Source organism: Thermogutta terrifontis (genome assembly GCF_002277955.1).
GTDB classification, from domain to species: Bacteria; Planctomycetota; Planctomycetia; order Pirellulales; family Thermoguttaceae; genus Thermogutta; species Thermogutta terrifontis.
Genome location: NZ_CP018477.1, coordinates 1,024,458 through 1,049,166, shown reverse-complemented (window position 1 = coordinate 1,049,166; position 24,709 = coordinate 1,024,458). Strand labels below are relative to the sequence as shown.

Annotated in this window: 18 protein-coding genes; 5 read left to right on the top strand and 13 right to left on the bottom strand. The window is 58.5% G+C overall.

The genetic code is table 11. The annotated features are described in order from the left end of the window. Window positions 1–32 precede the first annotated feature (32 nt). The 10 genes from THTE_RS03855 to THTE_RS03810 form a co-directional block, all read right to left on the bottom strand. Window positions 33–761, bottom strand: coding sequence for an ImmA/IrrE family metallo-endopeptidase (locus THTE_RS03855; protein WP_095414190.1), 729 nt, complete (start codon window positions 759–761; stop codon window positions 33–35). 373 nt (window positions 762–1,134) lie between these two features. Then, window positions 1,135–4,029: a J domain-containing protein gene (locus tag THTE_RS03850; protein ID WP_095414189.1), complete on the bottom strand. Its 2,895-nt coding sequence runs from the start codon at window positions 4,027–4,029 to the stop codon at window positions 1,135–1,137. Between the two features lie 100 nt (window positions 4,030–4,129). Further along, entirely contained in the window at window positions 4,130–5,623 is a 1,494-nt protein-coding gene (locus THTE_RS03845; protein WP_095414188.1) for a hypothetical protein, read from the bottom strand. Then, entirely contained in the window at window positions 5,620–6,549 is a 930-nt protein-coding gene (locus THTE_RS03840) for a hypothetical protein (RefSeq protein WP_095414187.1), read from the bottom strand. Before THTE_RS03840 ends, THTE_RS03845 begins: the two co-directional genes overlap by 4 nt. Next, window positions 6,549–7,958: a bifunctional glycosyltransferase/class I SAM-dependent methyltransferase gene (locus tag THTE_RS17865; protein ID WP_207651776.1), complete on the bottom strand. Its 1,410-nt coding sequence runs from the start codon at window positions 7,956–7,958 to the stop codon at window positions 6,549–6,551. The genes THTE_RS03840 and THTE_RS17865 overlap by 1 nt, the downstream gene beginning before the upstream one ends. Before the next feature lie 551 nt (window positions 7,959–8,509). Further along, complete coding sequence (locus THTE_RS03830; protein ID WP_095414186.1) at window positions 8,510–9,874, bottom strand: 6-phosphofructokinase; 1,365 nt, start codon at window positions 9,872–9,874, stop codon at window positions 8,510–8,512. 163 nt (window positions 9,875–10,037) lie between these two features. Then, entirely contained in the window at window positions 10,038–11,405 is a 1,368-nt protein-coding gene (gene accC / locus THTE_RS03825; RefSeq protein ID WP_095414185.1) for an acetyl-CoA carboxylase biotin carboxylase subunit, read from the bottom strand. Between the two features lie 75 nt (window positions 11,406–11,480). Then, window positions 11,481–12,047, bottom strand: coding sequence for an acetyl-CoA carboxylase biotin carboxyl carrier protein (accB, locus tag THTE_RS03820; protein ID WP_095414184.1), 567 nt, complete (start codon window positions 12,045–12,047; stop codon window positions 11,481–11,483). A gap of 66 nt (window positions 12,048–12,113) precedes the next feature. After that, complete coding sequence (locus tag THTE_RS03815; protein ID WP_237260196.1) at window positions 12,114–13,223, bottom strand: M24 family metallopeptidase; 1,110 nt, start codon at window positions 13,221–13,223, stop codon at window positions 12,114–12,116. Window positions 13,224–13,807: 584 nt separating this feature from the next. Continuing rightward, window positions 13,808–15,292: a Gfo/Idh/MocA family protein gene (locus THTE_RS03810; protein WP_157731698.1), complete on the bottom strand. Its 1,485-nt coding sequence runs from the start codon at window positions 15,290–15,292 to the stop codon at window positions 13,808–13,810. A 218-nt stretch (window positions 15,293–15,510) separates the two neighbouring features. Here THTE_RS03810 and THTE_RS18510 point away from each other — a divergent pair, with 218 nt between their 5' ends. The 3 genes from THTE_RS18510 to THTE_RS03790 all read left to right on the top strand — a co-directional run bounded on the left by THTE_RS18510 (window position 15,511) and on the right by THTE_RS03790 (window position 19,092). After that, window positions 15,511–16,398, top strand: coding sequence for a prepilin peptidase (locus THTE_RS18510; protein WP_168175783.1), 888 nt, complete (start codon window positions 15,511–15,513; stop codon window positions 16,396–16,398). Between the two features lie 193 nt (window positions 16,399–16,591). Next, complete coding sequence (locus THTE_RS03795; protein WP_095414181.1) at window positions 16,592–17,485, top strand: LOG family protein; 894 nt, start codon at window positions 16,592–16,594, stop codon at window positions 17,483–17,485. Between the two features lie 203 nt (window positions 17,486–17,688). Continuing rightward, complete coding sequence (locus THTE_RS03790) at window positions 17,689–19,092, top strand: peroxiredoxin family protein (RefSeq protein WP_157731696.1); 1,404 nt, start codon at window positions 17,689–17,691, stop codon at window positions 19,090–19,092. Between the two features lie 176 nt (window positions 19,093–19,268). On the opposite strand, the gene THTE_RS03785 is transcribed toward THTE_RS03790, so the two are convergent. Then, window positions 19,269–20,117: a TatD family hydrolase gene (locus tag THTE_RS03785; protein WP_207651775.1), complete on the bottom strand. Its 849-nt coding sequence runs from the start codon at window positions 20,115–20,117 to the stop codon at window positions 19,269–19,271. 173 nt (window positions 20,118–20,290) lie between these two features. Continuing rightward, a complete protein-coding gene (locus THTE_RS03780; RefSeq protein ID WP_095414179.1) occupies window positions 20,291–20,536 on the bottom strand; it encodes a hypothetical protein in 246 nt (81 codons plus the stop codon). Between the two features lie 515 nt (window positions 20,537–21,051). On the opposite strand from THTE_RS03780, the gene THTE_RS03775 reads away from it, so the two are divergent. Both THTE_RS03775 and ruvB read left to right on the top strand, forming a co-directional pair. After that, window positions 21,052–22,092 carry a hypothetical protein gene (locus THTE_RS03775; RefSeq protein ID WP_095414178.1) on the top strand — a complete coding sequence of 347 codons (1,041 nt, stop codon included), beginning with the start codon at window positions 21,052–21,054 and terminating at the stop codon, window positions 22,090–22,092. A 155-nt stretch (window positions 22,093–22,247) separates the two neighbouring features. Continuing rightward, window positions 22,248–23,273 (top strand): Holliday junction branch migration DNA helicase RuvB, encoded by a 1,026-nt coding sequence (gene ruvB, locus THTE_RS03770; protein WP_095414177.1) that lies wholly within the window; start codon window positions 22,248–22,250, stop codon window positions 23,271–23,273. On the opposite strand, the gene rlmN is transcribed toward ruvB, so the two are convergent. Further along, a complete protein-coding gene (gene rlmN, locus THTE_RS03765; RefSeq protein ID WP_095414176.1) occupies window positions 23,265–24,539 on the bottom strand; it encodes a dual-specificity RNA methyltransferase RlmN in 1,275 nt (424 codons plus the stop codon). The genes ruvB and rlmN overlap by 9 nt on opposite strands. Between the last annotated feature and the right edge of the window lie 170 nt (window positions 24,540–24,709).

The window sequence follows — 24,709 nt, the reverse complement described above, 5'->3', positions numbered from 1 at the left end:
CCACGCGGGGCGAGAGAATCCTCGCCTGCCTACTACCAATTCATCCAAGCTGCTCTGGTGCGCAGGATTTCCCTCTTCCAGCCCGGCTCATGGATGGCCCAAACTTGTACGTCCTGGTTGCCGCTTTCCCCGCGCTGGTGTAGCCCCGTTTGGTGAGCGCGAAGCCAGACCGCCTCTTCCAGCTCGGTCAGCCCAGGTACTCGCTCGAGGACGTTACTTCTACGGAACGTGATTCTTCCCTGATCCACGACGGTAATCACGGATGGATCAGGGGCATCCAGCATCCGTCTGGCGAGCACTTCGTAACTGGCGGTGCCGAAACGACTCTTGAGAGCGATCAAATCGCCATCCAATCGCTGCAGGTCGGCGAAGAACGGACGGTGGGGAACAAGCAGACGCCTGGCCAGTTGATTGGCGAGCCATTCCCGGTGTGGCGGTTCCACGTCGTCCACGGGAGTTCCCCAGGTTCGAATGACTTCCGCCACGAGGAATTCCCCCACCTCATGGGCAACAGCCCAGTGGAGGCGTTCTACGCGCTCCTCGGGTCGCACGATAATGAGTCGCTGTCCGCCCGGCCCGTGTCGCAGTGTGACGCAACTTGCCCGCTGGGGATGCGCAGCGTCGAACACAACTTCGAACCTGAGCAGAGCCGCAAGCCGGAACGCATCCACCGGCGGAAAAGCCAGGCCGGCGGCCTCCAGTTGCTGCTGGCAAAACTCATCGAGAAATTGAGCGGCAAGCGGCGTGAACTCCCGAAGCATGCGATCTTCCCCTTCTTAGAGACAGGCCGGCGCTGGGTCGTGATAGTGTTCAAATGTACACTTATACCCGCGGGTACGATGTTTGTCAACACGCGTCCCATCTGCCCCATCCCCGCTTTTGTTAAAACCTATTGAAGAGATCACGGCGCAATGCGTTAGCAGGGGAAATTCATGAATCGCCCCGCCGTTCAACCAAGCAGTTGGAGCCTGGTGGGCAAGGTGGATTACCCGAACGTTGAAACGTGGGGCTGACAAGCAGGTCCCCGGGCTGAATCTCGCCCTCATGCCAATGCGTGGGACGTTCGCAACGCTATCACCACAGGAAAAGTGGGGATGTATCAAACGCTCAATTTTGGTAGACACTCCGGCGTCTTTACGGTCCCAGATCGCGGAGTTCCGCCCGGGTGATTTGATACATCGCCCCGCGGGTGGCGAAAAAGATGCGAGAGGCCGTAATGGTGCCCCAACCCTGCGGCAGGGTAAGCGACGCAAAGTCACCCGTGTAACGGATGATGGGGACGCCGTTGGCCGTCACCGTGACGTCCGTCTTCCGCACACTGTACACCAGGGTGTTCAATCTTTGGCCTCGCAGGGCCTGAACCTGCTGAAAAGTGGGATTGGCTGGATCAGGCCCACGACCGTTGCAATTGGCGAGGAAACAATAAACTCCCTGATTGGGCACGGTCCAATCGACCACGGCGAGAAACTGATGCTGTCCCTGAACCAAACCCGCGGCAAAGGCTCCTCGACCGACATCGAGCAAAGGGTTGGGACGCTGTCCCTGGGCCGCACCCCGCGGGGGCGGTGGGAGTGGAAGCGGCTGGATGTCCACCACCAAATCGTATTCCTGGGGTGGGATCACATGAAAGATGATCTGGGTGACCGGCTCCGGGGCAGAAATAATCGCCTTTGGTCCAATCTGCCAGGTTCCCTGGAGGGTGATCCGACGTGCCGCCGCGAGTCCCAGGAGATTAATCAATCGACCGGATTCCGCCAATCGAGTTCGCACCCGCTGCGCCGCTTCACCTGTCAACCTGGCTTCACACTGAAGATACCAGTAACCAGCGTGTCGTTTGACAGCCGCCTTTTCCTGATCCGAAAGTGTCTCTGCAATCGCCCACCAGTCATCGCCGAGCTGCGCTTGGGCAGCCGGTTGCACCGGTTTTTGCAGATCAGCCTGAGCCACCGTCCGAATGAGCGCGGTCTCCCCTTTTGCCAAATAGGGCAGTCCCTTCTGCCACGCCTGTTTGACGAAACAGTAGAATCGGCCGACGGCTTCATTGGCTGCGGGATCGTCGGGCGCCGTTTGCAGGGTGGCCAGATGTTCGCGGATCGACTCAAAGGCTGCCGCAATCCGGCGAACGTCGTCCTTCCGCCGCAGGAACTGATCCTTCCGGACGTTGTCGCGAAGTTGACCAGCTAGGGTGGCGGCCGTTTCAAGCAAACCCTCAGCCTCCTGATAGCGGTCTTCCTCAACGGCGGATTCTGCCAGCGTTTCCAGTTGGGCAAGCAGTTTCTCTCGCTGCTCGGTGGACCTCGCATTCCGTACGAGGGTCTGAGCGGCCTCCAGATGGAGCGACCAGGGGTCCAGTTCGAAGCTCAGCCCCAACGCCTCGCCCGCCTGGATAGCCAAATCGAAATCCCCGCCACTCAAAGCCAACTCGCGGGCCTCCTGGTAGAAGGCGAATCGCCGAACGGGATCGGTTTCCTGATTTCCCTGTTTGAGGAGCATGCGTGCGAGCAAAACTTTGGCCGCTGGTGCCGTGGCCTCCTGATAGTCTTTCCGAAATTCCTGGCGTATCTGATCCCGGGCCAGCTTTTCATCCTGCGCGGATGGAACGGGGACTCGCTGAGCAGGGGGCGTGCTTCCGGACACGGCCGACGGCGTTGCAGAAGGCCCTGGCGACTCGTCAGGTGAAGCGAACGCCAGTTCCGCTGAAGAGAGAGAAGCCAGTTCGCTGTTGAGTGTATGTCGGGCCAATGTCGGAAGCTGACTCACCTGCGCCAGGATGGCTTCGGTATAGCCCACCTGGACCAAGGAACCGGAAGTGTCCTCGGTAGGGGCCACGTTCCCGCCTGCCGGTTGTGCGGCCAGGGAACTGACCGCCAGCTTGAACGATTTGGCCCAAGGTTGCCCCGTAAGGGAGCACTCCACAGAATGATCTCCGGGAGGGAGGACAAGCGATGTGTTCCACACCGTTTCCTGCGATTCTTTGGGGATAGGAATCGCCCGGCCATCCACGCTGACCGTGACACCCTCCCAGGATGCGCCCTCCCAGGTGACCTGAAGATGCACGGGCACGCCGGAGGTGGCCTCGGTTTTCACGCGAATCACCCCGATCAGGCGAACGGTCTTCTCTCCAGGTTGCAGCCCGTACTGGGTCGCCAAACGATCCAGATCAGCTTCCGCGACGGCGTCGCCCGGCAAATAGCGGACAATCACTCCAAGGTCTTCCCCACCGACCGTGACACGCCCCAGCAAACCGGGGCGCAGCGGCGCATCCACGGGGGACGAAGGCGTGGAACGGGCCCCAATGGACAGCGCCGGGTACGAAGGAGCTGAGGGTTCCCGCACCATCCCTTGTGCGGCAGGGTTAACGGAAGCTCCCTGGGTTTTACCTAACGAATCGCCGCCGGCAACTGCCGGTGGTGCTGCCTGGCCGCCGGTCATGTCTGGAGGCGTTTTCGAGATGGCCGGTCCAGTCGCTGAAGCTGATGACGTCGATGGGTGCGACGATTCCTCCGCCGAAGAAGGGGCCGCGGCCGCTGACAGTTCGGATGGTCCCGGAGGCACGGGCGGCACAAACCGACTGACCATCGCTGAAATCAACAACAACACCAACGCCAGAAAGACCGTGACTCCGGGATGATCCCATAAAAAGCGGATTGGCGTCAGAAGGCGTTTCCGGCCACCTTTCCGACGGCGGGCACGGACTGCTGCTTCGGAGGAAACACCCATCCACCCGACATCCAACGCGCCTCCAGTAACAGATGTTCCCCGAAGTTGAGCGTCATACGCGCTCTTCTTTGCCGGATCCAGGAGGACCACTCGCGCGCCATTGATTTCGGAGATTAGCTTTCGCGCAAGCTCGCCATGCGGCGTATTGAGCATCTGCCGCAGAAATTGAATCTGGCGATCGGCCGCGCGCTCGATGACTTCCGGATCGTCCTCGAAACGTCCGATACCAAGCAAACGGTAATGATCGGGTGGCTGCTCCTCGGGTGGGATTCCCAGCCAGAGATAATAAGGGTCGAAACCCGCACCCATCGCACCTCTCCTGTTCCGGTCTTGGTCCGCCCCATTCCATACCGCCTCGGGGGAGACGTGGGCCCCCTTTATTTATCGTAATCGCTTTCTTGGACGCTTCCTATCCTGCGATCGGTTCCGCTGGGAGCGCCGGTCGTTTCCACGGGAGAGATGCGATCTGTTCGATCGCTACAACCACGAAAACCGGAAAGATGTGGAACATCAGCCGTGCGAACGCCGTGTGGAGATGAAAGTGCAAAGGATAGGGCGTGACAACGAAGATTGCCAGGTACGCTGCCAACACCAGAACAAGAAAGGCCCGACAAAATACCGTGGCCACGTCGATCGGTTGGCGTCGCGGCAGGAACAAACTCAAAGCGCCCAGCAACCAGAGGAGTCCCCACCGATTGTTGAAAAATTCATTGACGGCGAAGGTCCCCACGGTCAACGGCCGGTCGCTTATCCGCGACAGCCAGTCGAAGTTGAAAGCCGCCAGATAGGGGCGGGAGTAGGGTGGAGCGGGCATGCATCCGTGGACCACACGCAGAAAAACGAACGTCGGCAGCACAAGAAGGCCGACGAGCAGCAGACAGCGCGCACCCGAGAGGATGACACGGCGAACCGCCAAAGGCGCGAGAGAATCCCGTCCCCGCCAGAGTTTCCAAACTGTGGTCGCCACAAATGCCCCCAGAATTGCCCCCGTCGCGATCGCGCCTTCCTGTTTCGTCAGGCATGCGCCGGTGAGAAAGAGTGCTCCCCGAATCAGCGGTCCCCACTGCAGTTGCGTCCTCTCTGCAAGCTGGCAAAGCTCAAGCACGGCGCTGAGAACAAAGCCTGCGAATACAACGTCAACCGAGCCAGAAAGGCCAGCTCCCTCGGTCCATCGCCACAGCATGGGCGTTATCGCAAAGAGCAGTCCCATCCACGGTCCGCAGCCTGCCCAGCGACGTTCTGTGGCGGCCGCCACCTGAAGCACCAGGGCGATGATGAAACCCCAGAGAAGCACGGGCATACCGAGGTCGTTCCACAATTCCTCCCCCGTCAGCAGAACCCACTGATTTCGCCAGAAAAAAACTTGGGCTTCCAACAGGGGAACGAGAAGCGGATAGTTGTTCCAGTAGTGGACCCGATAAGGATCCATGAAGTCCGGCCCATAAATACTGAGGCCGTCGGCAAGGATCTTGGCCTTCAATCCGTAAATGGCCTGCGCATCATAGCCCCAGAGCGCAGCGGCAGAAGCCAGCAGCCCAACGACCAACGCCCAACCCACGAGACCCCACCAATCCTGGAGCCGACCGGCATGATGGCGAAGTTCTCGGAAGAGCGAACGCGCTCCCAGACACGCCAAACCGAGTTGAACGCAGAGGACCGTGACAAAAGCGACCGCACTCAGCCGTCCTACAACCGCGAGGATCACGTATAGGGGCAGCACACACACGAGCACGCCGGTGAGAAAGGCCGTGGCAAGATCGCCGGCCAACTTCCCCCTCTCCTTCGTGGAAAGAGAGTGTCGTGTCCCAAACCGTGCCAAGAGCGAGATGCTGGCCCAGCCTGACAACCACACTCCAGCCAACCAAAGCCAGGTCAAGACGATCATTCCACACGGACCGCTCATCGAGGGGCGTCCTCCTGGAAAATGTGGCCGCGAGCTAACCCGGTGTCAGGATTGAGGCGGAGAACTCGGCACAACTCGGGATGATTCTCGCTAAAGATGATCATGTATTGAATGTCGCGAGCCGCGAGAAATTGATGAAGCGGGGGAATCTCGACTGGTGGACGGCGTGCAGCCCAGTATTCTTCTGTCCAGGTATCAGCACGGGACGCCCCTTTGGTCTTGATCTCCAGCCAGCGGTGGTCTCCCCACGCCCGCGCCAGGCGTTGCGCATCCTCTGGGAGCAAGAACAGACGGCGGGGATAAAGCTGATAGGCCACGATCATGGCTTCCCAGGAACCCCGGTAGGCTATCTGACCATCTGGAGGGATGGCCCGGCGGTATTGCTGGATGTGGTATTCCAGATTCGCCACCCGCTGGCCGGCGAAGAGCCTGGAAGGAGCAGACGCAAATTGCTTTATTTCTTGGTACTGTCGAAGTAAATCCTCAGGACAATTCAGGAAGTATCCTACCGAGATCAGCCCATGCCCTGTTGCGGCGATGATCAAAACGCGTCCCCACCAGGGCTGGGCCCACCAAAAATCAATCGCCCAACGCATCGTGGCCTGCCACCTCTGGACCCAGTTCCACGCGGGTCTCGGCCACATCGCCAGCACGCCCGCCAGACCGAAAAGGGCAACCAAGAGCGGCCAGCCGACGTGTTTCACCAGCACCGGCTTCCCGCTCGGGTAAATGCCCAGGATAACACAAGCTGCCTGAACGGCGGCCCCCATTCCCAGGAGTGCGAGAAGCCCGCAAACACACGTTAATAGCCAGCCTTTCCACGGTGGTGCCGCCGAACGGCCGTTTTCTCGGTTTCCCCCACCAGCCGAGGGAGACTCACTGCTCTTAACACCTGAAGTGCCCAGCGGGATGTTTTCACTCATCATCAAGCAGCCGCTCGCAAAAGCTGTCTTTGAGGTTTACGTCCCACCACGATCAGTGACATTCCCGGCCAGGGAAGGAAATAGTCCAGCAATTTTGCCAACGGGGTGATCCTTCCAAACCACCGCATGCTTCTTGGGTCGAGCTGGCGACGACGCAGAACTTTTGAACTTACAAACCAGCCTGCCGCGCCCAGGCGATTGAACTGCCGGGTGAAAACTACCTGAAAGCCAGCGGCCTCCATCTTGGCGACCAGATCCGCCACGGTGTAGCGCCGATAGTGCCCGACCGCCTGATCTATTTCGCCGAACAGGCGAGGCTCCGCAGGAACGATGATGATGCAGTGCCCTCCTTCTTCCAGGATTTGATAGAATTGCTTCAAGACATCCGCGTCGTTTGGGAGGTGTTCCAGCACATTGCTGCAAAACACCGTATCGAGCTTGTCCTCTCGCCACTGTTGATAGCTGTCGGGGGCGGTCAGATCGGCTTCGTCCACGCGGACGTTTTCCCGGCCTTCAAACCGATATCGCAACATGCGGCAATAGGCGGGGTTGCAGTCGGCAAGGACCAGGCGCTCGGCATGGAGGAAGAATGGCGAAATATTGCCAATTCCTGCTCCCGCTTCGAGAATTCTTCGCCCGAGGTACGGTCGTGCCTGGTCCACAATCCACTTGGAATAGGCGGCCGCACGCTGGCACGAGCGCAGCGTGGCAAATCCCTCGTCGTGGGTAAATTGTGTGTCGATAAAACGGTAGTAAAGGATTGCGCCCAGCGCCTTGATGCCATCCCAAGCGTTGATTTTCTTACCTTCGGCGTATGTTCGGCCAAAATAGGAAACCGGCACTTCGTAAATCCGTGCCCCCCACTGTGCCAGGCGGCAGGTAAGCTCAGGCTCGATCGTGAAGGTGCGGGCATTGAGACGCAAGCGCTTAAGTACGTCGGTGCGAATGGCCTTGTAGCCGGTCTCCATGTCGGTCAGATTCAGATCGTTGACCATGTTGGAAACCAGCGTGAGAAACTTGTTCACCAGCGTGTGCCAGAAGAAGAGCACCCGACGGGTGTGACCGATAAACCGGGAACCGAAAACCGCGTCGGCCTGCCCTTTGAGAATCGGCGCAAGAAGAGCCGGAAAATCCTGGGGATCATACTCGAAATCGGCATCCTGAATGACGGCAATGTCTCCGGAAAGGTGAGAAATAGCTGTGCGAATGGCCGCCCCTTTCCCCATGTTTCTGCGGTGGCGAATCACTTTGATCCGCGAATCCTGTTCGGCCAATCGCAGAGCCAGTTCGTACGATCCATCCGTGGAGCCGTCATCCACGATGACGATTTCCATGCCAAGAGATACGGGAGCCGCCAGGACCCGGCGAACGACTTCCGCAAGCGTCCACCTTTCGTTGTATACGGGAATCAAGACCGATAATTTCCGAAATGCCACCTTCTCCGAGGAATCGCCCTTTACGGCGGCGAGTGTTCCCGTCGCCCTCCGAGGGAAACTTTCCAAAGATTCGTCGGCCTCGCGGCATGGCCTCCTTGCCTGCTCGTTACAACAAACAGACGATAAGACTTCCGGTTTTGAAACCCCTGAAGTGGCCATAGGGAATCCTTTCCCATAGGAGACGGTTGCTATCAAAACAACGGCGATTTTTTAATATAGCGTCGCACCTTGCTGGTCGAAAACATCGATTTTTGCGTCTGTTGCACCCGCTCCCGCGGTATCGGCCGACCGGCTCCGTTCCTGCGGCCCCGGCTACAAACAAAAAAGCGGCGACCAATCGCCGCCATGGGGAGTAAGCAATGTCCAACCAATCAGCCAGCGGACTGCCTTTTGAGAGATCCAGTCCGCTTTCGCCAGGATGACTCAACAGCAAGCCATCAACAGGCACAATCCCGCCTTAATTGGGCGACTGTCGGGATGGCCTGGGATTTGGACGCATCCGGGGGCCGGATCCCTGGCTGAGGCACTCAGTCGACGCGGGTCTCCAGGTACCGCGGCAGTTGATGGAAATCCTCGTCGGGACGGATGAGACGCTCCTTTGCCCGCAATTTGCCGGTCTGCATGAGTTCTTCAAACCGCGGATAGAGCAACTGCAACTGACCGCTGACGCTAACCATCACGCCGTCGAGTTTCCGTTCAATGAGAGCCCGATACGCACCTACCCCGAGCTGGCTGCCGAGAATGATGTCAAACGCCGTGGGGCGATGGCAACGGACTTCGTAGCCGAACTGCAAACTGTTGATCCGTTTTTTCTTCTTGCCTGTGCGTTCCACGTAAAGATCGTTGACAAGCCGCGCGATACGGCCCGTGAACTTGATTTGAGAAACGGGGAAATGTCCGAACGGGTCCGGTTCGAGCTGGGCAAACTCCTCTTCCGAAACGCACTTGCGGAGCTCCTCCAGCGGGAAGTATTCGCCCATGCCTTCGGCAAACACCACCACGCCGTAAGACTTGCCCTCCTTCTCCCGCGCGATGATCGTGTCCACGACGCGGTTGGCCAGGGCCTTAAGGTTGATGATTTCCCGTATTTGGGGTTTTCCTGTCTCGGGATCGATCACCTTTTGCCCTGTTTTCGGGTTGATGGTCTCTTCCGTGGTCCACCATTCCGGCGGAATATCTTCCAAACTGATGATAAGAGACGCCTCCCCAGCGATTCCTGCTCCGTAGGCCAGCCAACCAGCCTTGCGTCCCATGACTTGAACAAAGAAGTAGGCCCCGGCCGCCCGGGCATCGGCGAGCAGATTGCGAACCTGGGTGGCGAGCATATCCACCGCGGTGAAATATCCGAATGTGAAATCGATCCCCTCGTAGTCGTTGTCAATGGTTTTGGGGAGATGCACCACGGCAATTCTGCGTCCCAAGTTGGGATGGCGATCCTGAAAGAGTTTGAACTTTGCCGCGGTGGTCAATGTATCATCACCACCGATGGAAATGAGAGCATCTACGCCCAGCGATGACAGCGCCTCATGGACCGTTTTCAGCGGGGCGGTCTTCGCGGGGTCGTCCAGGTCTTCGTACGTATGGACCCCTTTTCCAGGGTTCGCGCGGGCAGTCCCGATAATAATCCCCTGCTGACTTCGCACCAACTCCAGATCCTCGTGGCGCAGACGAATGAAGTGCTTACCCTCCTGGAGAGGCTTGTCAGGCGTATATTCCATCAGATGCGTGTAGCCCTGGCGAATGCCCAGCACCTCAATCCCCATCCGAGAAAACGCAATCGCGGCACTGGCGATCACCGCATTGGCGGCGGGCGCCGGCCCACCGGAGAACAAGATGGCCACACGCTTGATCGGCGATTCTACCTTGTCCGGACTTTTCAAGGCCTGACTCATACCCAATTCACCTCTTTGTCACAGAACCGAACGACTCTTCATTCCCCGAATGACGACAGTCCCTCACGGAAAGCCCCACGTGGACCAGAATCTGCCCCGTTCTCTATTTATTACGCCCGGCGCGATGTCCGGTTTTTCTGTCCCCCTGTCGCCGCACGTGGCGTTACTTTTTCTCCTCCTGCTGCTGGCTGGGGAGAAATGTTCGCTCCACGAAGGTGGTGTCCGCCCGCGCGTCGACAAACGTCGGGTGAGAGAGGATCGCCTTGCTCAGCTCAACCGTTGTTTTGATCCCTTCGATCCGCAACTCCTCCAGGGCGCTTTTCATCGCCGCGATCGCCTCGGCCCTTGTGGGCCGGTGCACAATCAGCTTGCCAATCATTGAATCATAATGCGGCGACACCACATATCCAGGATACACGTGGGAATCGAACCGAACCCCGGGGCCTCCTGGTACAAAAATCCGTTCGATTCGACCCGGCGACGGCCGAAATCCCCGCTCGGGATCTTCCGCGTTGATCCGGCATTCGATGGCCACCCCGCGGTGCTCCACGTCTTCCTGTTTGAATGGCAACGGCTCTCCCGCTGCCACCTTGATCTGGAGCTTGATGAGATCCAGCCCGGTCACCATCTCCGTGACGGGATGTTCCACCTGAATCCGGGCATTGACCTCGATGAAATAGAAGTTGAATTGCCGATCCACCAGGAACTCGACAGTCCCCGCGTTGTAATAATTCGCGGCTTTCAGGAGTTTCACAGCCGACTCACAAATCGCCTGGCGGACTTCGCGAGGCAGATTGGGGGCGGGACTTTCCTCAATCAACTTTTGATGACGGCGTTGGATCGTGCAGTCCCGCTCCCAGAGATGGACGACATTGCCGTAGTGATCCCCGATGGCCTGGACCTCCACATGCCGGGGATGCTCGATGTATTTTTCCAGATAAACGGCACCATTCCCAAAGGCGGCTTCAGCCTCCTGCTGCGCTTGCTGGAGAGCGGACTTGAGAGAATGTTCGTTGACGGCAATGCGCATTCCCTTGCCACCGCCTCCGGCCGCCGCCTTGATGAGGACCGGATAACCGATCTCCCGGGCAACCCGGAGGGCCTCTGCCTCCGTCTCTACTGTGCCCTCGCTTCCCGGTACCACCGGCACCCCGACCTTCTTGGCCAGGGCCCGCGCCGCGTTTTTATCCCCTAACAGTGCCATCGCCTCGTGCGGAGGACCGATAAACTCAATCTGGCAACTACGGCAGACTTCCGCAAAGTGAGCATTCTCGGAGAGAAACCCGTACCCGGGATGAATCGCCTGAGCATTCCCGATCTCGGCGGCGCTGATCACGCGATCGTAACGGAGATAACTTTCAGAAGCCTTGGCCGGTCCGATGCAGTACGCCTCGTTCGCAAGCTCCAGATAAGCCGACCCGCGATCCGCTTCGCTGAAGACGGCTACCGTTTCGATGCCCATCTCGCGACAGGCTCGTAGCACCCGAAGGGCGATTTCTCCTCGATTGGCAATCAGAATCCGTTTGAACATAAGCGATTGAGCGTGTGAGGCGGTGGCAGACTTCTTCCCGAGAACGCCGAGCGACGCGGTTAGCGAGCCCCTCCCTCAGCCCTGCGTATCCACCTTGAACAGGGGCTGCCCGTACTCCACCGGCTCGCCATTTTCGACCAGAACGGCCACAATTTTTCCAGAAATTTCTGCCGGCAACTCGTTGAAGACCTTCATGGCCTCCACAATACCCACAATGGTTTCCGGATTGACGTGGTCGCCCACCTTCACATAGGGGGGAGAATCGGGGTCCGGGGCCGAATAAAAGGTTCCCACCATCGGACTGCGGATGTAGGCGATGTTTTCTTCCTTGGGAGGAGGCGGCGTCTCAGTCTCCCGAACCGGCGGCTCCGAAGGAGCCGGGGGCTGTGCCGCCGGTGCCGCGACCGATGGGGCAACTCCAGGAGGCAGCGAGGGCATCCACATCGGTATCGGGGCACCCGCTGGAGTGGGCACGACTTCCGGCCCGCGGCGGAGGCGAATTCGCTTCTCCCCGGACCTCAGGTCAATCTCGCTGAGGTCGTGTGCCCGCATCAACTCAATGAGTTCCCGAACACGGGCCACATCAAACACATCCGGCTGGGGCGGTTCTTGCTTTTGAGCGTCGGGAGCGTTTGAACCCATAGGCGAGTCATTCTATAGCTGGAAGTGAACTTTCCTCGATTATCCTCAGAGACCTGTCAGGCGTCGTCAGAGTGTACTCACCTCGTCCAACTCTTTGGGAAGGCTGGTAAGGACCTCGTGTCCATCCCGGGTGACCAGAACGTCGTCCTCGAGCCGGACCCCACCCCAGTTTGGGATGTAGATACCCGGCTCGACGGTTACCACCATCCCCGGCCGTAGAACGGTCTGCACCTTGGGCCCCAGGCGTGGGAGTTCGTGGATTTCGAGCCCCACCCCGTGTCCCAGACCGTGCCCAAAGAGGCGGCCGAGCCCCGCTTCCTCAATGACCTGCCGAGCGGCGCGATCCACGTCCTCCGCCGTGACCCCCGGCCGGATCGCATCAATCGCCGCTTTTTGGGCCTTGAGAACGGTGGTATAGACTTTCGCGAACTTTGGGGCGATTCTACCAGTTGGGATGACGCGGGTCAAGTCGCTCTTGTACCATCCTTCATCAGCCCCCCAATCTACCAAAACAAATACATCTTCACCAATTTTCTTTGAGGTCGGTATCACATGCGGCAGCGCTGCCCGAGGACCAACCCCCACAATCGTGGGGAACGCCGACCTTCGTGCCCCCAGCAAGCGCATCTGATGGTCGAGCAAGTCGGCCACCTCCTTCTCCGACTGATCGGGACGAAGGGTCGCCCTCACGGCTTGGAAAGCCCGTTGGGCAATCGTCACTGCCGTGCGAATTCTTTGCAGTTCTTCCTTGTCCTTAATCGCCCGGTGCTCTTCGATCCAGTTTTCCGTCTTAGCGAATTCCACACGGTTAACCGCATCCTGCAGTTTGCCAAACGACGCCACCGAAAGAGAGCCGGCCTCCACTCCGACTGTGCTGAGTTTGGTTTTCTTGATCAGTCGCGCGGCTGCCTGGACAAGGGATACGCCCCCCGGCCGGATATAGGCTTCCAGCCCCGGGCACTCCTCGCGAATCTGTTCCGTGAATCGAGAGTCGCTGATCAGAATGGCGTGGTCCAGCGTGACCAGCAGGTAGCTGTCCTCACCGCTAAAGCCGGTTAGATAGGTGACATTCTCGGGCTTGCTGACCAGAAAGCCCACCAGTTGCTCGCGTTTCATGCGGCGCCGTAGTTTCTCTCGCCGCTCATTGAAATAGGCCGGATCATGCTTCGTCATCATACTTCTGTTCTCCGATGAGTCCTCCAGGATATTGGCGTTAAATTACGAGATTGCTGTCGTCAAGACAAGTGCGACCGTTGGCTTTAGCCATGATGCCATAATGCCACGGACACAACTAACGCGGCGTTCAAAACGGAGCTGACCCATCCCCACTTTTGCAAGAACCTACTACACGCCGCGAGTACAACGTGCCATAGCGACAATTCATGAATTGCCCCTACCGCTTAACCAGCAACTCAACCAAGTTGGAATACGGTGGGTCAATTGAATGATCCAAACGTTGGAACGTGGACGTGACAAGCACGTCGCTCCAAAAGCGGAGCTGACCAGCAGGCCATCGGGATTGAATCTCGCTCCCACACGCACACCTATGAAGGTCCCCGTCCGCAGTAAAAAATGCGAATGAGTCGGCAAAGCGGAGCCGTGGCCACGAGACGTGGTGGCGGCGGTGACGCCGGCACCGACGGTTAGGAAAAGGTCAGCTTTTCGCTACCCGTCAGAAATTTCGCTCATCGGCCGCCAAAGACGACTCGCAGCCGCTGTTCGGGCGAGCCAATTGCATTGCTGGGACGGAGATTTGCCGTTCACAGCTTTTCAGGCGGAGGCACCACGAACGGCTCGCGGTACTCGCGCGTGAGAAGCCGATCGGCATCCGGGTTGTCGATGAACTTCTCGTGCTCGGCATCAATCGCGAGCCGAGGTCCCAAAGTGAGCGGTTCCTTTTGCAAGTCGATGCCGTTTTCTTTCAAATGGGCCTCAATGGCATTCAGAGTGGCCAGGCAGTCCTCGTTGACCTGGAGCGGCTTCAGCGCAGCGACGAGTTCGTCATGACCGGCCTGATGCCCGAGCAGATACGAAATGTTGGCCAGATGCGTGAGAGCCGTGGAAATATGCGTCTCCTCGACATCCGCGTTGAGCATGTCCTGACGGCCAGCTTTGACTGCCTCCACAAAATTGGCGAAGTGATCTCCGCCGGAACTTGGAAGTTTCTCCTTGGGATTTCCCGCTCGATCGTAGAGGACCACGTTGGCGCCCAGGTCACACGCGATGTATCCTTCCTCTCCCGCGATGAGCACCGCGCCATTGAGAAACGGCTTGTCCGTTTTGTGATTGCGAACTTCCTGGACAAGCGTCACGCCATCCCCCAGGTCGTGGATCGCCACCTGAGTGTTGGGGGTTTCCCCAGCGTCGTGGAAGCCGAGTCGCCCGCCGTAACTAACAACCCACCGCCCAAGAGTGCGGAACGGCACGAGAATCCGGGCCGTGTCCACACAATGGATGCAGTTATTGCCGATTTCGCCATTGCCGTAATCCCAGAACCAGTGCCAGTCGTAATGGAAAGACTTGCGTGTGACCTTGGCCATCGGTGCCGGGCCGGCCCAGAGGTTGTAGTCCACCCCCGGCGGAATGGGGTAATCACCCGGTGGCCCAATGGGACTCCGCGGCCGGTACATGACGCATCGGATGAGGGTCACTTTACCGATTTTTCCGGCTTTGATGGCTTCGGCCGCCGCCCGGTAGCGTCCCTCGGAGCGCCGCTGGGTTCCCCCCTGGCAAAGCTTCTGATATTTTCGGGCAGCCTGAACGATGCGGCGTCCCTCACTGATATTGTGGCTCACGGGTTTCTCCACATAGACATGCTTCCCCGCCTGAATTGCCCAAATTGAGGCCAGCGCGTGCCAGTGGTTGGGCGTGGCGATGGAAACGATGTCCACGGCAGGATCGGCCATCACCTCGCGGAGGTCCTGGACAAATTTCGGGCGATATCCAAATCGGCTGGCAAACCGCTCGAGGTACGCCTGCCCCACATCCCGATCGGCATCACAGAGGTAGAGAACGTGACAGTCAGAGCGCGAGGCGTACGCGGCGGCGTGGTCCTGCCCCCGACCGCGCACCCCTAAAACCGCCACCTGAAGTTTTCCGTTCGGTCCCGGGTTGGCTGCTGGTTGAGGAGCCGTAGTCTCACTTCCGCGAAGGGGCATCGCTGGAAGTACTCCCGCTGCCAGCGAAGCAAGAATGCTCTCCTGAATGAACGCGCGACGACTCAAGTGCGTGCGATCGGAATTCATAACGCGGTCTCCTCGTTTTGCGGTGCATTCGGCCATTTCACTTCAGGCCGCCTTGTCGTATCTCCCTTGCCCAAGAAGCCCGGCAAAGCGGAGTTAAGCCTCCGAGCAATCAACGATTACCAGCCGCCGCCATTATATCACGCCGCGGCCATGTGTCCTATGATCAAAGTAAGTCGTGCGAGATTTTGGTCCCGTCCCCTCCGGTTTGAGGCTCCACCTTGAACGCACTCGATACCGTCATTCAAGTTTGGTGGTTCGTATTGGGCGCCGTGGTGGGAAGCTTTCTCAACGTCGTCATCCACCGGCTGCCGCGAGGCGAAAGTCTGGTCTGGCCAGGCTCACACTGCCCTTATTGCGGGCATTCCATCCGCTGGTTTGACAATCTCCCCGTCCTCAGTTGGCTGATTTTACGGGGCCGATGCCGCGATTGTAGTGCTCCCATTTCAGTGCGCTATCCGCTCGTGGAAGCCATTTCCAGCGCGATTGTGGGCTCCACGGCGTGGATGGTCAGTGCGGGCGAATGGAGCAAGTGGTTGGCGGCAATGGCCGGGATGGATCGTGCCGCCACAACCATGCTCCTGCAGGTGGCCTGTTTTGCGGGGTTCTTGCTGACCGTTTTTGTGGTTGCGGCCATCCACTGGGACGGTGAACCGGCTCCGACTGCGGTGTGGGGGCCCTGCATCGGCATGACGGTTCTGGCGTATGGGCTGATGTCGTTTTGGCGTGCCGAGCGAGATCTTCCCCTCCTGAGTGAAAGTCCGCTCGGCGTAGCATTTTGGGTCGATTTGATCGTGGGCACGGCTCTCGGATGGGGGGCGGACATGCTGAATCGCCACGCCCTCCAGCGGCTCAATCGTGCAAAGCGCGTCGAGGTGGATTCTTGGGATTGGACTGCCGCGACAGGGGTTGGGGCCCTTCTCTGGCCGGCACCGGTGGGGATTATTCTGGGAACTCTGGCCCTCCTTTTACAGGGCGGAATGTCCCTGGGAAAATTCCGAGCAAGCGGCAAAAATACTTTTTCGGGCGTGAAACGTTTGCACCGGAACCGCGGGGCCGTTCTGGCTCTCTGGGGCATCGCCAACTGGGGGCTTCTCTTCCTGGTATAGAAATGAGGCGTCCGCCGGATCGGGCTTTCCGAACAATCGGAATAGTCCGCGTGTCCCATTTTCAGATAGGCCGCGATCAGGACGGATTGACCTTGGAGAAATTCGAGCTTCTGGGTAATCTGCAAGAGTCGGGAGGGTATCAGGAGATACGCAAAACCATCTCAATTTTCCCGCTTGACGACTGAGGCACGACATGGACCCCCAGGAACGGCAGGCCGCTATTGAACGGATCCTGAAGTCTCCCAGCTATCGGGTGGCGTACCAGGATTTGGACTTTCTTGCCGACCCGAAGCTCCGCCCCACCCGGATGGAGCTGGAGTTGCTGAAGCCCGAGCTGGCCTTTGAGCGGGCGAAAATCAATTCGACGGTCGTGGTTTTTGGAAGCACGCGGATCGTCGATGAGCCGGAAGCCCGCCGATTGCTGGAAGAAGCCGAGGCGGCCCTCCGAGCCGATCCGGAAAACCCCAAGCTCAAGCGGGCGGTTTCCCGGGCGCAGCGGCTTCTTGCCAAGAGTCGGTACTACGAGCTTGCCCGACAGTTCGCCTATCTCGTATCCCAATCCTGCAAACAGGATGGACAGTGCGACTACGTAATCTGCACCGGGGGAGGTCCCGGCATCATGGAGGCCGCCAATCGGGGGGCTTACGAGGCGGGGGCGAAATCAATCGGTCTCAATATCCGGCTGCCACTCGAGCAAATCCCGAATCCCTACATCACGCCCGAGCTTTGTTTCCAATTCCGTTATTTTGCGCTGCGGAAATTCCATTTCCTTCTGCGAGCCAAGGCCCTCGTCGTATTCCCAGGCGGTTTCGGAACCCTGGATGAGCTGACGGACGCCCTCACACTTCGACAGACCGGCAGGATGCAACCCATTCCCATCATCATCTTTGGGCGGGAGTACTGGGAACGTGTGATCGATTTTCAATTTCTCGCCGATGAAGGCGTAATTGACGACGAAGACCTCAATCTTTTCGAGTTTGCTGAGACAGCCGAAGAGGCCTGGGACAAGATCTGCCGCTTCCATCATCTCACCGCCCTGCACGCCGTCCCTGTTCACTGGGAAAACGGCGGCGGAATTGCCCATTGAGGCTCGCTCGCCGAGGCCTGGCAAACGATCGCGTTGCGTCTGCGTTCAGGCGTCTTTGCGCCTCTCTTGCTTGCTTTTCGTCCCAAAACTTCATACGGTTATAGGAGCCTGGGCAGAATCTGGTCGCCCGGGTCAAGCGGGAGTGTGTTTAGCTCCGTGTTCAGTTCATGGTATGGTGCGATTCGGTGGAAAGGCTGGCCGGTATGTGCAAGTGCAAATGGTTGAAAATGAGTGTGCTGGTGGGATGTTCCCTGGCGGCGGGAATTCTGGCGAGAATAGGAACCTTCGCTGTGTGGGCGGAATCGGGCACTTCGTCCGGTCCAGCAGCCCCTGCCACCGAAAGTTCCCCGCCGCAGGCTTCCCAGGACATCACCGTCCCCGAAGGCACGCCTGAGCAACTGTTCCAGTTTATCGAGAAACTGAGCAAGGAACTGGGTCCCCCGGACACGCAGGGGCTGATGGCGTTTCGGCAGAAACAGGCCCGGGCCATCATCACCGCGGCTGAGAAAATCATCTCGCAGGCCGGTACCGACGTTCCCACGATCGACACGGCCCTTCACTGGAAATTCCAGGCCGTCCTGCAACTTTTGCGGATGCAGGATCCCGACGCCCGAAAACTGGTCCCCGAGATGGGCAAGCAACTTGTCTCTCTGGCCAACCGCGTTCTCGAGAGCAAACCGCCTGTCAAGCCCGAGGATGTGCAGGCGGCCGCCCAATGGGCCTTGATGGGGCCCCGACTTGGCGGTCCCGAACTTTTGGCCGACGTCATGAAGATCCCCGAAAAAATTGAACAGCTCGGTTTCAAAGAGTTGGCGACGAGGGCGCGGGGCGGAGTTCTGGCCGTCAGGCTCCAGATGCATTCCGGGGAAGAGAAGGCCGCTCTTGTCGGTGAACTCAAAAAGTATCTCGACGAGATGCTCAACTCGCTCACCCAGAAAGCCAGCCCCGACGAAGCCGACATCGCTGTGCTGATGCAGATCCTTTCTCAGCTGGAGTATGCCGAACTCGACGTCCCGGCTGGTGAGTATTGTCGGAAGTTTGGTGAACTGCTGGCAAAAAACGGTAATCCCGCCATTGCCGAGGCCGGCGAGCAGCTTCAGGGCGTTGGTCGGCGACTGGAGCTTCCCGGCAAGAAAATGGAACTGGCGGGTAAAACGACAGACGGCAAAGATTTTAACTGGGCCCAGTACCGGGGCAAAATTGTGCTGGTGGATTTCTTCGCCACGTGGTGTGGTCCCTGTCGAGCGGAAATGCCGAACATTAAAGCGAATTACGAACGCTATCACGACAAGGGCTTCGACGTGGTGGGGGTGAGCATCGACGATGACCGCTCCGCCCTCGACAAATACATCGAAAGCGAAAAAATCCCCTGGACCATCATTCATGTTCAGGACCCCAACGCCAAGGGCCCCGCCGATCCCGCCCGGTATTACGGCATCGTCGCCGTGCCGACCACCATGCTGGTTGGAAAAGACGGAACGGTCCTCGCGATGGATGTCCGCGGAGAAGAGTTGGGCAAGAGGCTGGAGGAACTTCTCGGACCGGCTGAGCCTAAGCCACCAGCTCCTGCTTCACCGTCGGGAGCTGCGACAACGAAAACTCCGTGATCCAGGGGCTGTTCACGTCGCGGCCCGGCGCAACGCGAGACGGTGTTAATTCATCCGGCCACGGGCGGACTTTGATGCGCTCCGCCCTCTGATGCTTCCGCCCGCTCTCAATCAATGCGCCTCACGCACCCGTTGGGCACGCTGAGGAGATTGCTCGGTACAAGCGGCGACGACGGTCACGCCATGGAGACCGCTCCGGTGGGAGCGAGCATTTCCATTTTTACGAGCGGCAAATCGAATTTGGGATTCTGGGAGAGGTACCGCACCGGGTTGTTGTAGAACACCTCAAGTGCTTCTTCCAGGCCATAGCCGCGACGGCGAAACTCGAAGATGCACTCGTGGAGTGTGGCGGGATCGCTCGGCCCCCAGTCCGCGGAGGAGTTGATGAGCGTTCGTTCCCAACCGTAACGCTCGAGCATATCCACAGCTCGCTTGGGAGAGCACTTGGTGATCGGGTAAAGCGTGAACCCCACCCAGTAGCCCGCCTCTTTCACCATCTTGATCGTGTGCTCTTCCACGTGGTCAATCCAGACCCGACCGGGATCAATGGAAAAGCCCCTCAAAATCTCCAGAATTCTTTTTGTGCCATAGTATTTGTCTTCCAGGTGAGGCGTGTGGACCAGGAGCAACTGATCGTATCGGAGGGCCAGTTCGATTTGCGCCTCAAAAACTTCACACTCGTTTTTGGTGGATTTGTGCAAGCCCGTCTCACCTACCCCAAGCACCGTTGGCTTGCGGAAGAACTCCGGCATCTGCGCAAGCACGGCGCGGCTGAGTTCCAGGTTTTCGGCTTCCTTTGGATTCACGGCCACCCAGCAGAAGTGTCGAATGCCATACTGTGCTGCCCGGGTGGGTTCAAACTCACTGATTTGCCGGAAATAATCCAAAAACGTCTCGGGATAGCGACGATCAAATCCCGCCCAAAAGGCCGGTTCGGCCACGGCCACCACCCCCGCCGCAGCCATCCGCTCGTAATCCTGGGTGGTTCTCGCAATGGCATGGTAATGCGGTTGGATAATCAGCATAATTTGCACACCCTTACAAAACTTGCCGACCAACGCTGTCACGCCCCCGGATCATTTTCCCACATGACCGCCCGCCTGGATCGCTCGCTTCCAAAGATGCTGCGACCAGTTCTGGGACCAAAGTCTCGACCATTGGGCCATTGATTCCACTCCCCGAAAACCACATCTGGTACCTATTTCTCCAGCGGTGTGAGGTCCGAGAACAGCATAAGAAGCGCCTCTGTGCGATCCGGTTGCTCACGTTTCTTGGCCAGTATGTCGAGAGCCTGCCGAATCTTCGTCCAGCGAACATCCTCCTGCTCACCGTTGCGAGTCTCGGCCCGATCATACCGATCCAGTGTGGCCGCAATCTCCAACAGGTAGGATCGCATTTCCAGAAACGACTGATTCACCACCTGATCGCGCGTCAACCTTGTCATAAGCGGTTAAATCACCTTAGCGTACCACGTCACCCATGGAAAATGGGCCGGACAACATTTTTACGCTGTCGCGTCGCCCGCCACCAAGCTACACGACGCAGTTCGGCATCAATGCTGGACCCTGGTTTATTCTAACTGCCGGTCAAGCACAGAAAAATGGTTGCCGGAAAGAACACGCTTGGCAGGCTCGTTGACAAGGGGCGAATCGGACCAGCCTGAATCAGGCGAACGGGACGCTTCATGAGTTGCTTCTATGAGAGTTGAGAACTTTTGCCTTGCTTCATTGTTGTGCTAGGGCTTCATAAACCGCACGAAATCGAACTCCGGGCAATTCATCAATTGCCCTTACCGACATCCGCGGACTTCGGTCACGCACGATGTTTTGAACGGGTTTTCCAGGAATGAGCCTTACCTTCGACATCGCAGTGCGCAACGTCCACGCGGTGGAAAAGCGCGTCAGTCGGACCTGATGTGGCTCGTCCTTGCGTCAAAGCAGGTTACGGCGCCCGACGCTCATGCAGTATGATACACATTGCAGCGATCACACGATTTATCAGGTTGCTCCGGAAATTTTCTCCGCCATGCTCGCAAAGCGCTGTCCCGTATGTGCCAGTGTCCTCGATGAGGAAGACCTGTTTTGCCCCAACTGTGGGCGAGAGGCGCCCGTCTCTACCGGGGAGCAGGGGGCGCCGAGGACGCAGGCGCTCGTCTTCAAGAATCGCTTCACGTGCGCCGGCTGTGGAGCCGCCATGAGCTACGATGCCTCGGCCCGTGCTCTGCGGTGTCCGTTTTGTGGCTCCGTGGAGTTACGGCCTCAGCCGGACGGGCAAACGGTCCTGCCGTCGAAGGTCGTTCCGTTCGCCATCAATCGCGAAAAGGCCTTGCAGATCCTCCGGGTGCAAATGAAATCCGGATTTTTTCTGCCAACTGATCTTGCCCAGGAGGCCGCCATCACCCAGATTGTGCCGGTCTTTGTGCCTTTCTGGTGCTTTTCTGCCGAAACCCACACGTACTGGACGGCGGACACCAACCAGGTACCGCTCACGGCCCGGGGGAACTGGCGGCCGCTCTTCGGGGAACTGCGCAACTCCTATGAGTCGATCCTCATCCCCGCCAGCAGTGTGCTAACGTATGAAGAAACCCGCGGGCTGGGCGGCTATGACTTCTCTCGCGCAGTCCCGGCGAACGCAGTAGACCTGGAAAACGTCACAGTGGAGCAATTTCGTGTCCCCCGTAAATACGCCCGCCCGCTTGCCCAGCGCATGATCGAGGAGCTGGAGACCGCCGAAAGCATCCGGCGCTACATCCCGGGAACTGCCCGAAATGTGCACGTCAACGTGAAGGTTAGCAAACTCGCGGGAGAGCCGGTCCTCTTGCCCGTGTGGATTCTGGCTTATCGATACAGAGGCCGAGTGTACCGGTTTGTGATCAACGGTCAGAGCGGCTGTCCTTTCGGCCAGTTGCCGCTGTCGCCCTGGAAGATCGCACTGGCTTGCCTGATCGTCGGCGCCGTTATTCTGGGAATCGTCGCCCTTCTCTCCGCGGTTTTGCAGTGATAACCGTCCCGACTTGAGCCCCATCATTTTCCAAAAAATGGGCAACTTTTGGTTGATCTTTGCGCCCGGTGACATTCTCTGGTATATTGCGATCAATTGGGCAGGCTGGGAAATACGGTTGGAATATATCACCCCTTTTTCGGCAGTCCCCGAGAATGGCACGCGAACCGGTCCTTAGACCGACAAAGATCCGCGACGATGAGGATCGCCTTCTCCGTCCCCAGCGAATGGAGGAGATGGTCGGCCAGCGCGCTGTCTATGAACGCCTCAAGATCGCCATCGACGCGGCGCTTAAACGCAATGAGCCGCTCGGGCACATCCTTTTTGACGGACCACCGGGACTGGGCAAAACTACCTTTGCGCTGTGTATTCCCCGACACCTCGGGGTCAGCGTCCAAATCGCCAGCGGGGCCACGTTGAAAGCTCCCAAGGACCTGATCCCTTACCTCACCAATGCGGAGGAACGCTCGGTTCTCTTCATCGACGAAATCCACCGGATGCAGAAAGCGGTGGAGGAATTCCTTTATCCCGCCATGGAGGATTTCCGGATTGACATCACGCTGGGAGAAGGCGTGAATGCTCGCACGCTCAACATTCGACTCAAACCATTCACGCTGATCGGTGCCACCACGCGTTCCGGTTTGCTTTCCGCCCCGCTTCGGGACCGCTTTCACATGCGGGAACACTTGGATTTTTACACCGTCGAAGAGCTTGCCGAGATCGTTCGCCGCAACGCCCGCAAGCTGAATGTGCCCATCGAAGATGACGCGGCGGAAGAGATCGCACGCCGCAGCCGCGGAACACCGCGGATCGCCAACAACCGCCTTCGCTGGGTGAGGGACTATGCCACCAGCAAGGCCCGGGGCCGAATCACACGAAGCGTTGCCGAGGACGCCCTGGAGATGCAGGGAGTTGATTCCCTCGGGTTGGATCCCCAGGACCGCAAATACCTGGAGACGATAGCGAGAGTGTTCAACGGCGGCCCTGTGGGCGTGGAAGCCGTCGCCCACACCCTTAACCTGTCACCCGATACCCTTGTGGACGAGGTCGAACCCTTTCTTCTGCGTTGCGAGCTGTTGATTCGAACGCCGCGGGGCAGAAAGATCACCCCCAAGGCGTATGAGCACCTGGGCCTGACAGGGTTGCGTACTCCTCAGCCAGAACAGGGGTTTTTATTCTGAATCCCGTTTGGATTCGCTTGTTTCCGGCTCCGCGATCTCTTCAAAATTCATGATTTCGACATCGGTGACGACCACGGTCGGATCGCCAGACATCACCACCGAGTCGGTTAACGCCGCTTCCGGCTTTCCGTTGCCCCCCTCGCCGCTCACCACGGAGACCGTTTCCCCAGTCTGGACAGCATTTTCATCCGCAGCTTTGCTTTTCTTTTTCTTTTTTTTCTTGGACTTGCTTGCAATTTCCGGATGGAGGCGCCGAAGCTGACCGCAGGCCGCCTCAATCTCGGCCCCTTTTCGATAGCGGACCGTGACCTGGATACCCGCCCGAGTGAGGACATCCACAAACCGGGCAACATCCCGTCGCTCCGGCGGCTCGTAGGGCAATCCCTGGATGGGGTTGTAAGGGATGAGATTGACAAGGGCGTTTCTGCCCTTCAGGAGTTGTGCGAGTTCCTGGGCGTGTTGCGGCCGATCGTTGATCTCCCTCAAGAGGACGTACTCGTAAGTCACACGACGGCCGGTCTTGGCAAAGTATTCGTCGGCCGCGGACAGGATCGCCTGAATACCGATCCGTCGGTTGGCCGGCACCAGCTTGTTCCGCAACTCATCGTTTGGAGCGTGCAGGGACACCGCCAGGTGATACTGGAGGTCGAGCTCAGCCAGCCGACGAATAGCGTGTGGTAATCCCACGGTGGAAATGGTGACATGCCTGGCGCTGATGCCCAGGCCGTCTTTGTGGGTGGCGCGATACAGGGCCCCCAGCAATCGCCCCAGATTGGCCAGCGGCTCTCCCATCCCCATCACGACGATATGGCTGAGCCGTTCCTCGGGCTCGAGCAGGCACTTGAGATGGAGGATCTGTTCAAGGATTTCCCCGCTGGTGAGGTTGCGGACGACACCATCCAGACCGCTGGCACAAAAGACGCATCCCATTCCGCAGCCAACCTGCGTGCTTATGCACACAGTACGATTGCCTTTATCATCGCGGAGTAGGACGCACTCAACATATTCGCCATCGTGGGTCCGCAGAAGAAGCTTCTCCGTGCCATCGGAAGCTTTTCGATGCGAAACGACCTGCATTGTGAAGACTTTGAAGGCCTTCCGCAGGTCCTTCCGCACCACTTTGGGGACATCGGTCATCTCGTCGAAGGGAACCTTGGGCGAATCATAAACCCAGCGAAGAACCTGGGCGACGCGATAACCCGGCTGTCCCTTGCTGATGAACCAATCCCTCAACTGTCGCCAGGAATAGTCCAGAATATGCTCCACGGTATGGTACCTCCTCGGTAGCCCGGCCCGTCCCTCGACACCGTTATAGTTGTTCGACCCTCTTTATAACTATTTTTTGTCGGATGAGCTATTTTGCCAAGAGTTTTACGCCGTCAACACGCCCTCTGCCGAACTTCACTTGCCAGTTTGCCGCATGTTACACGAAAGCA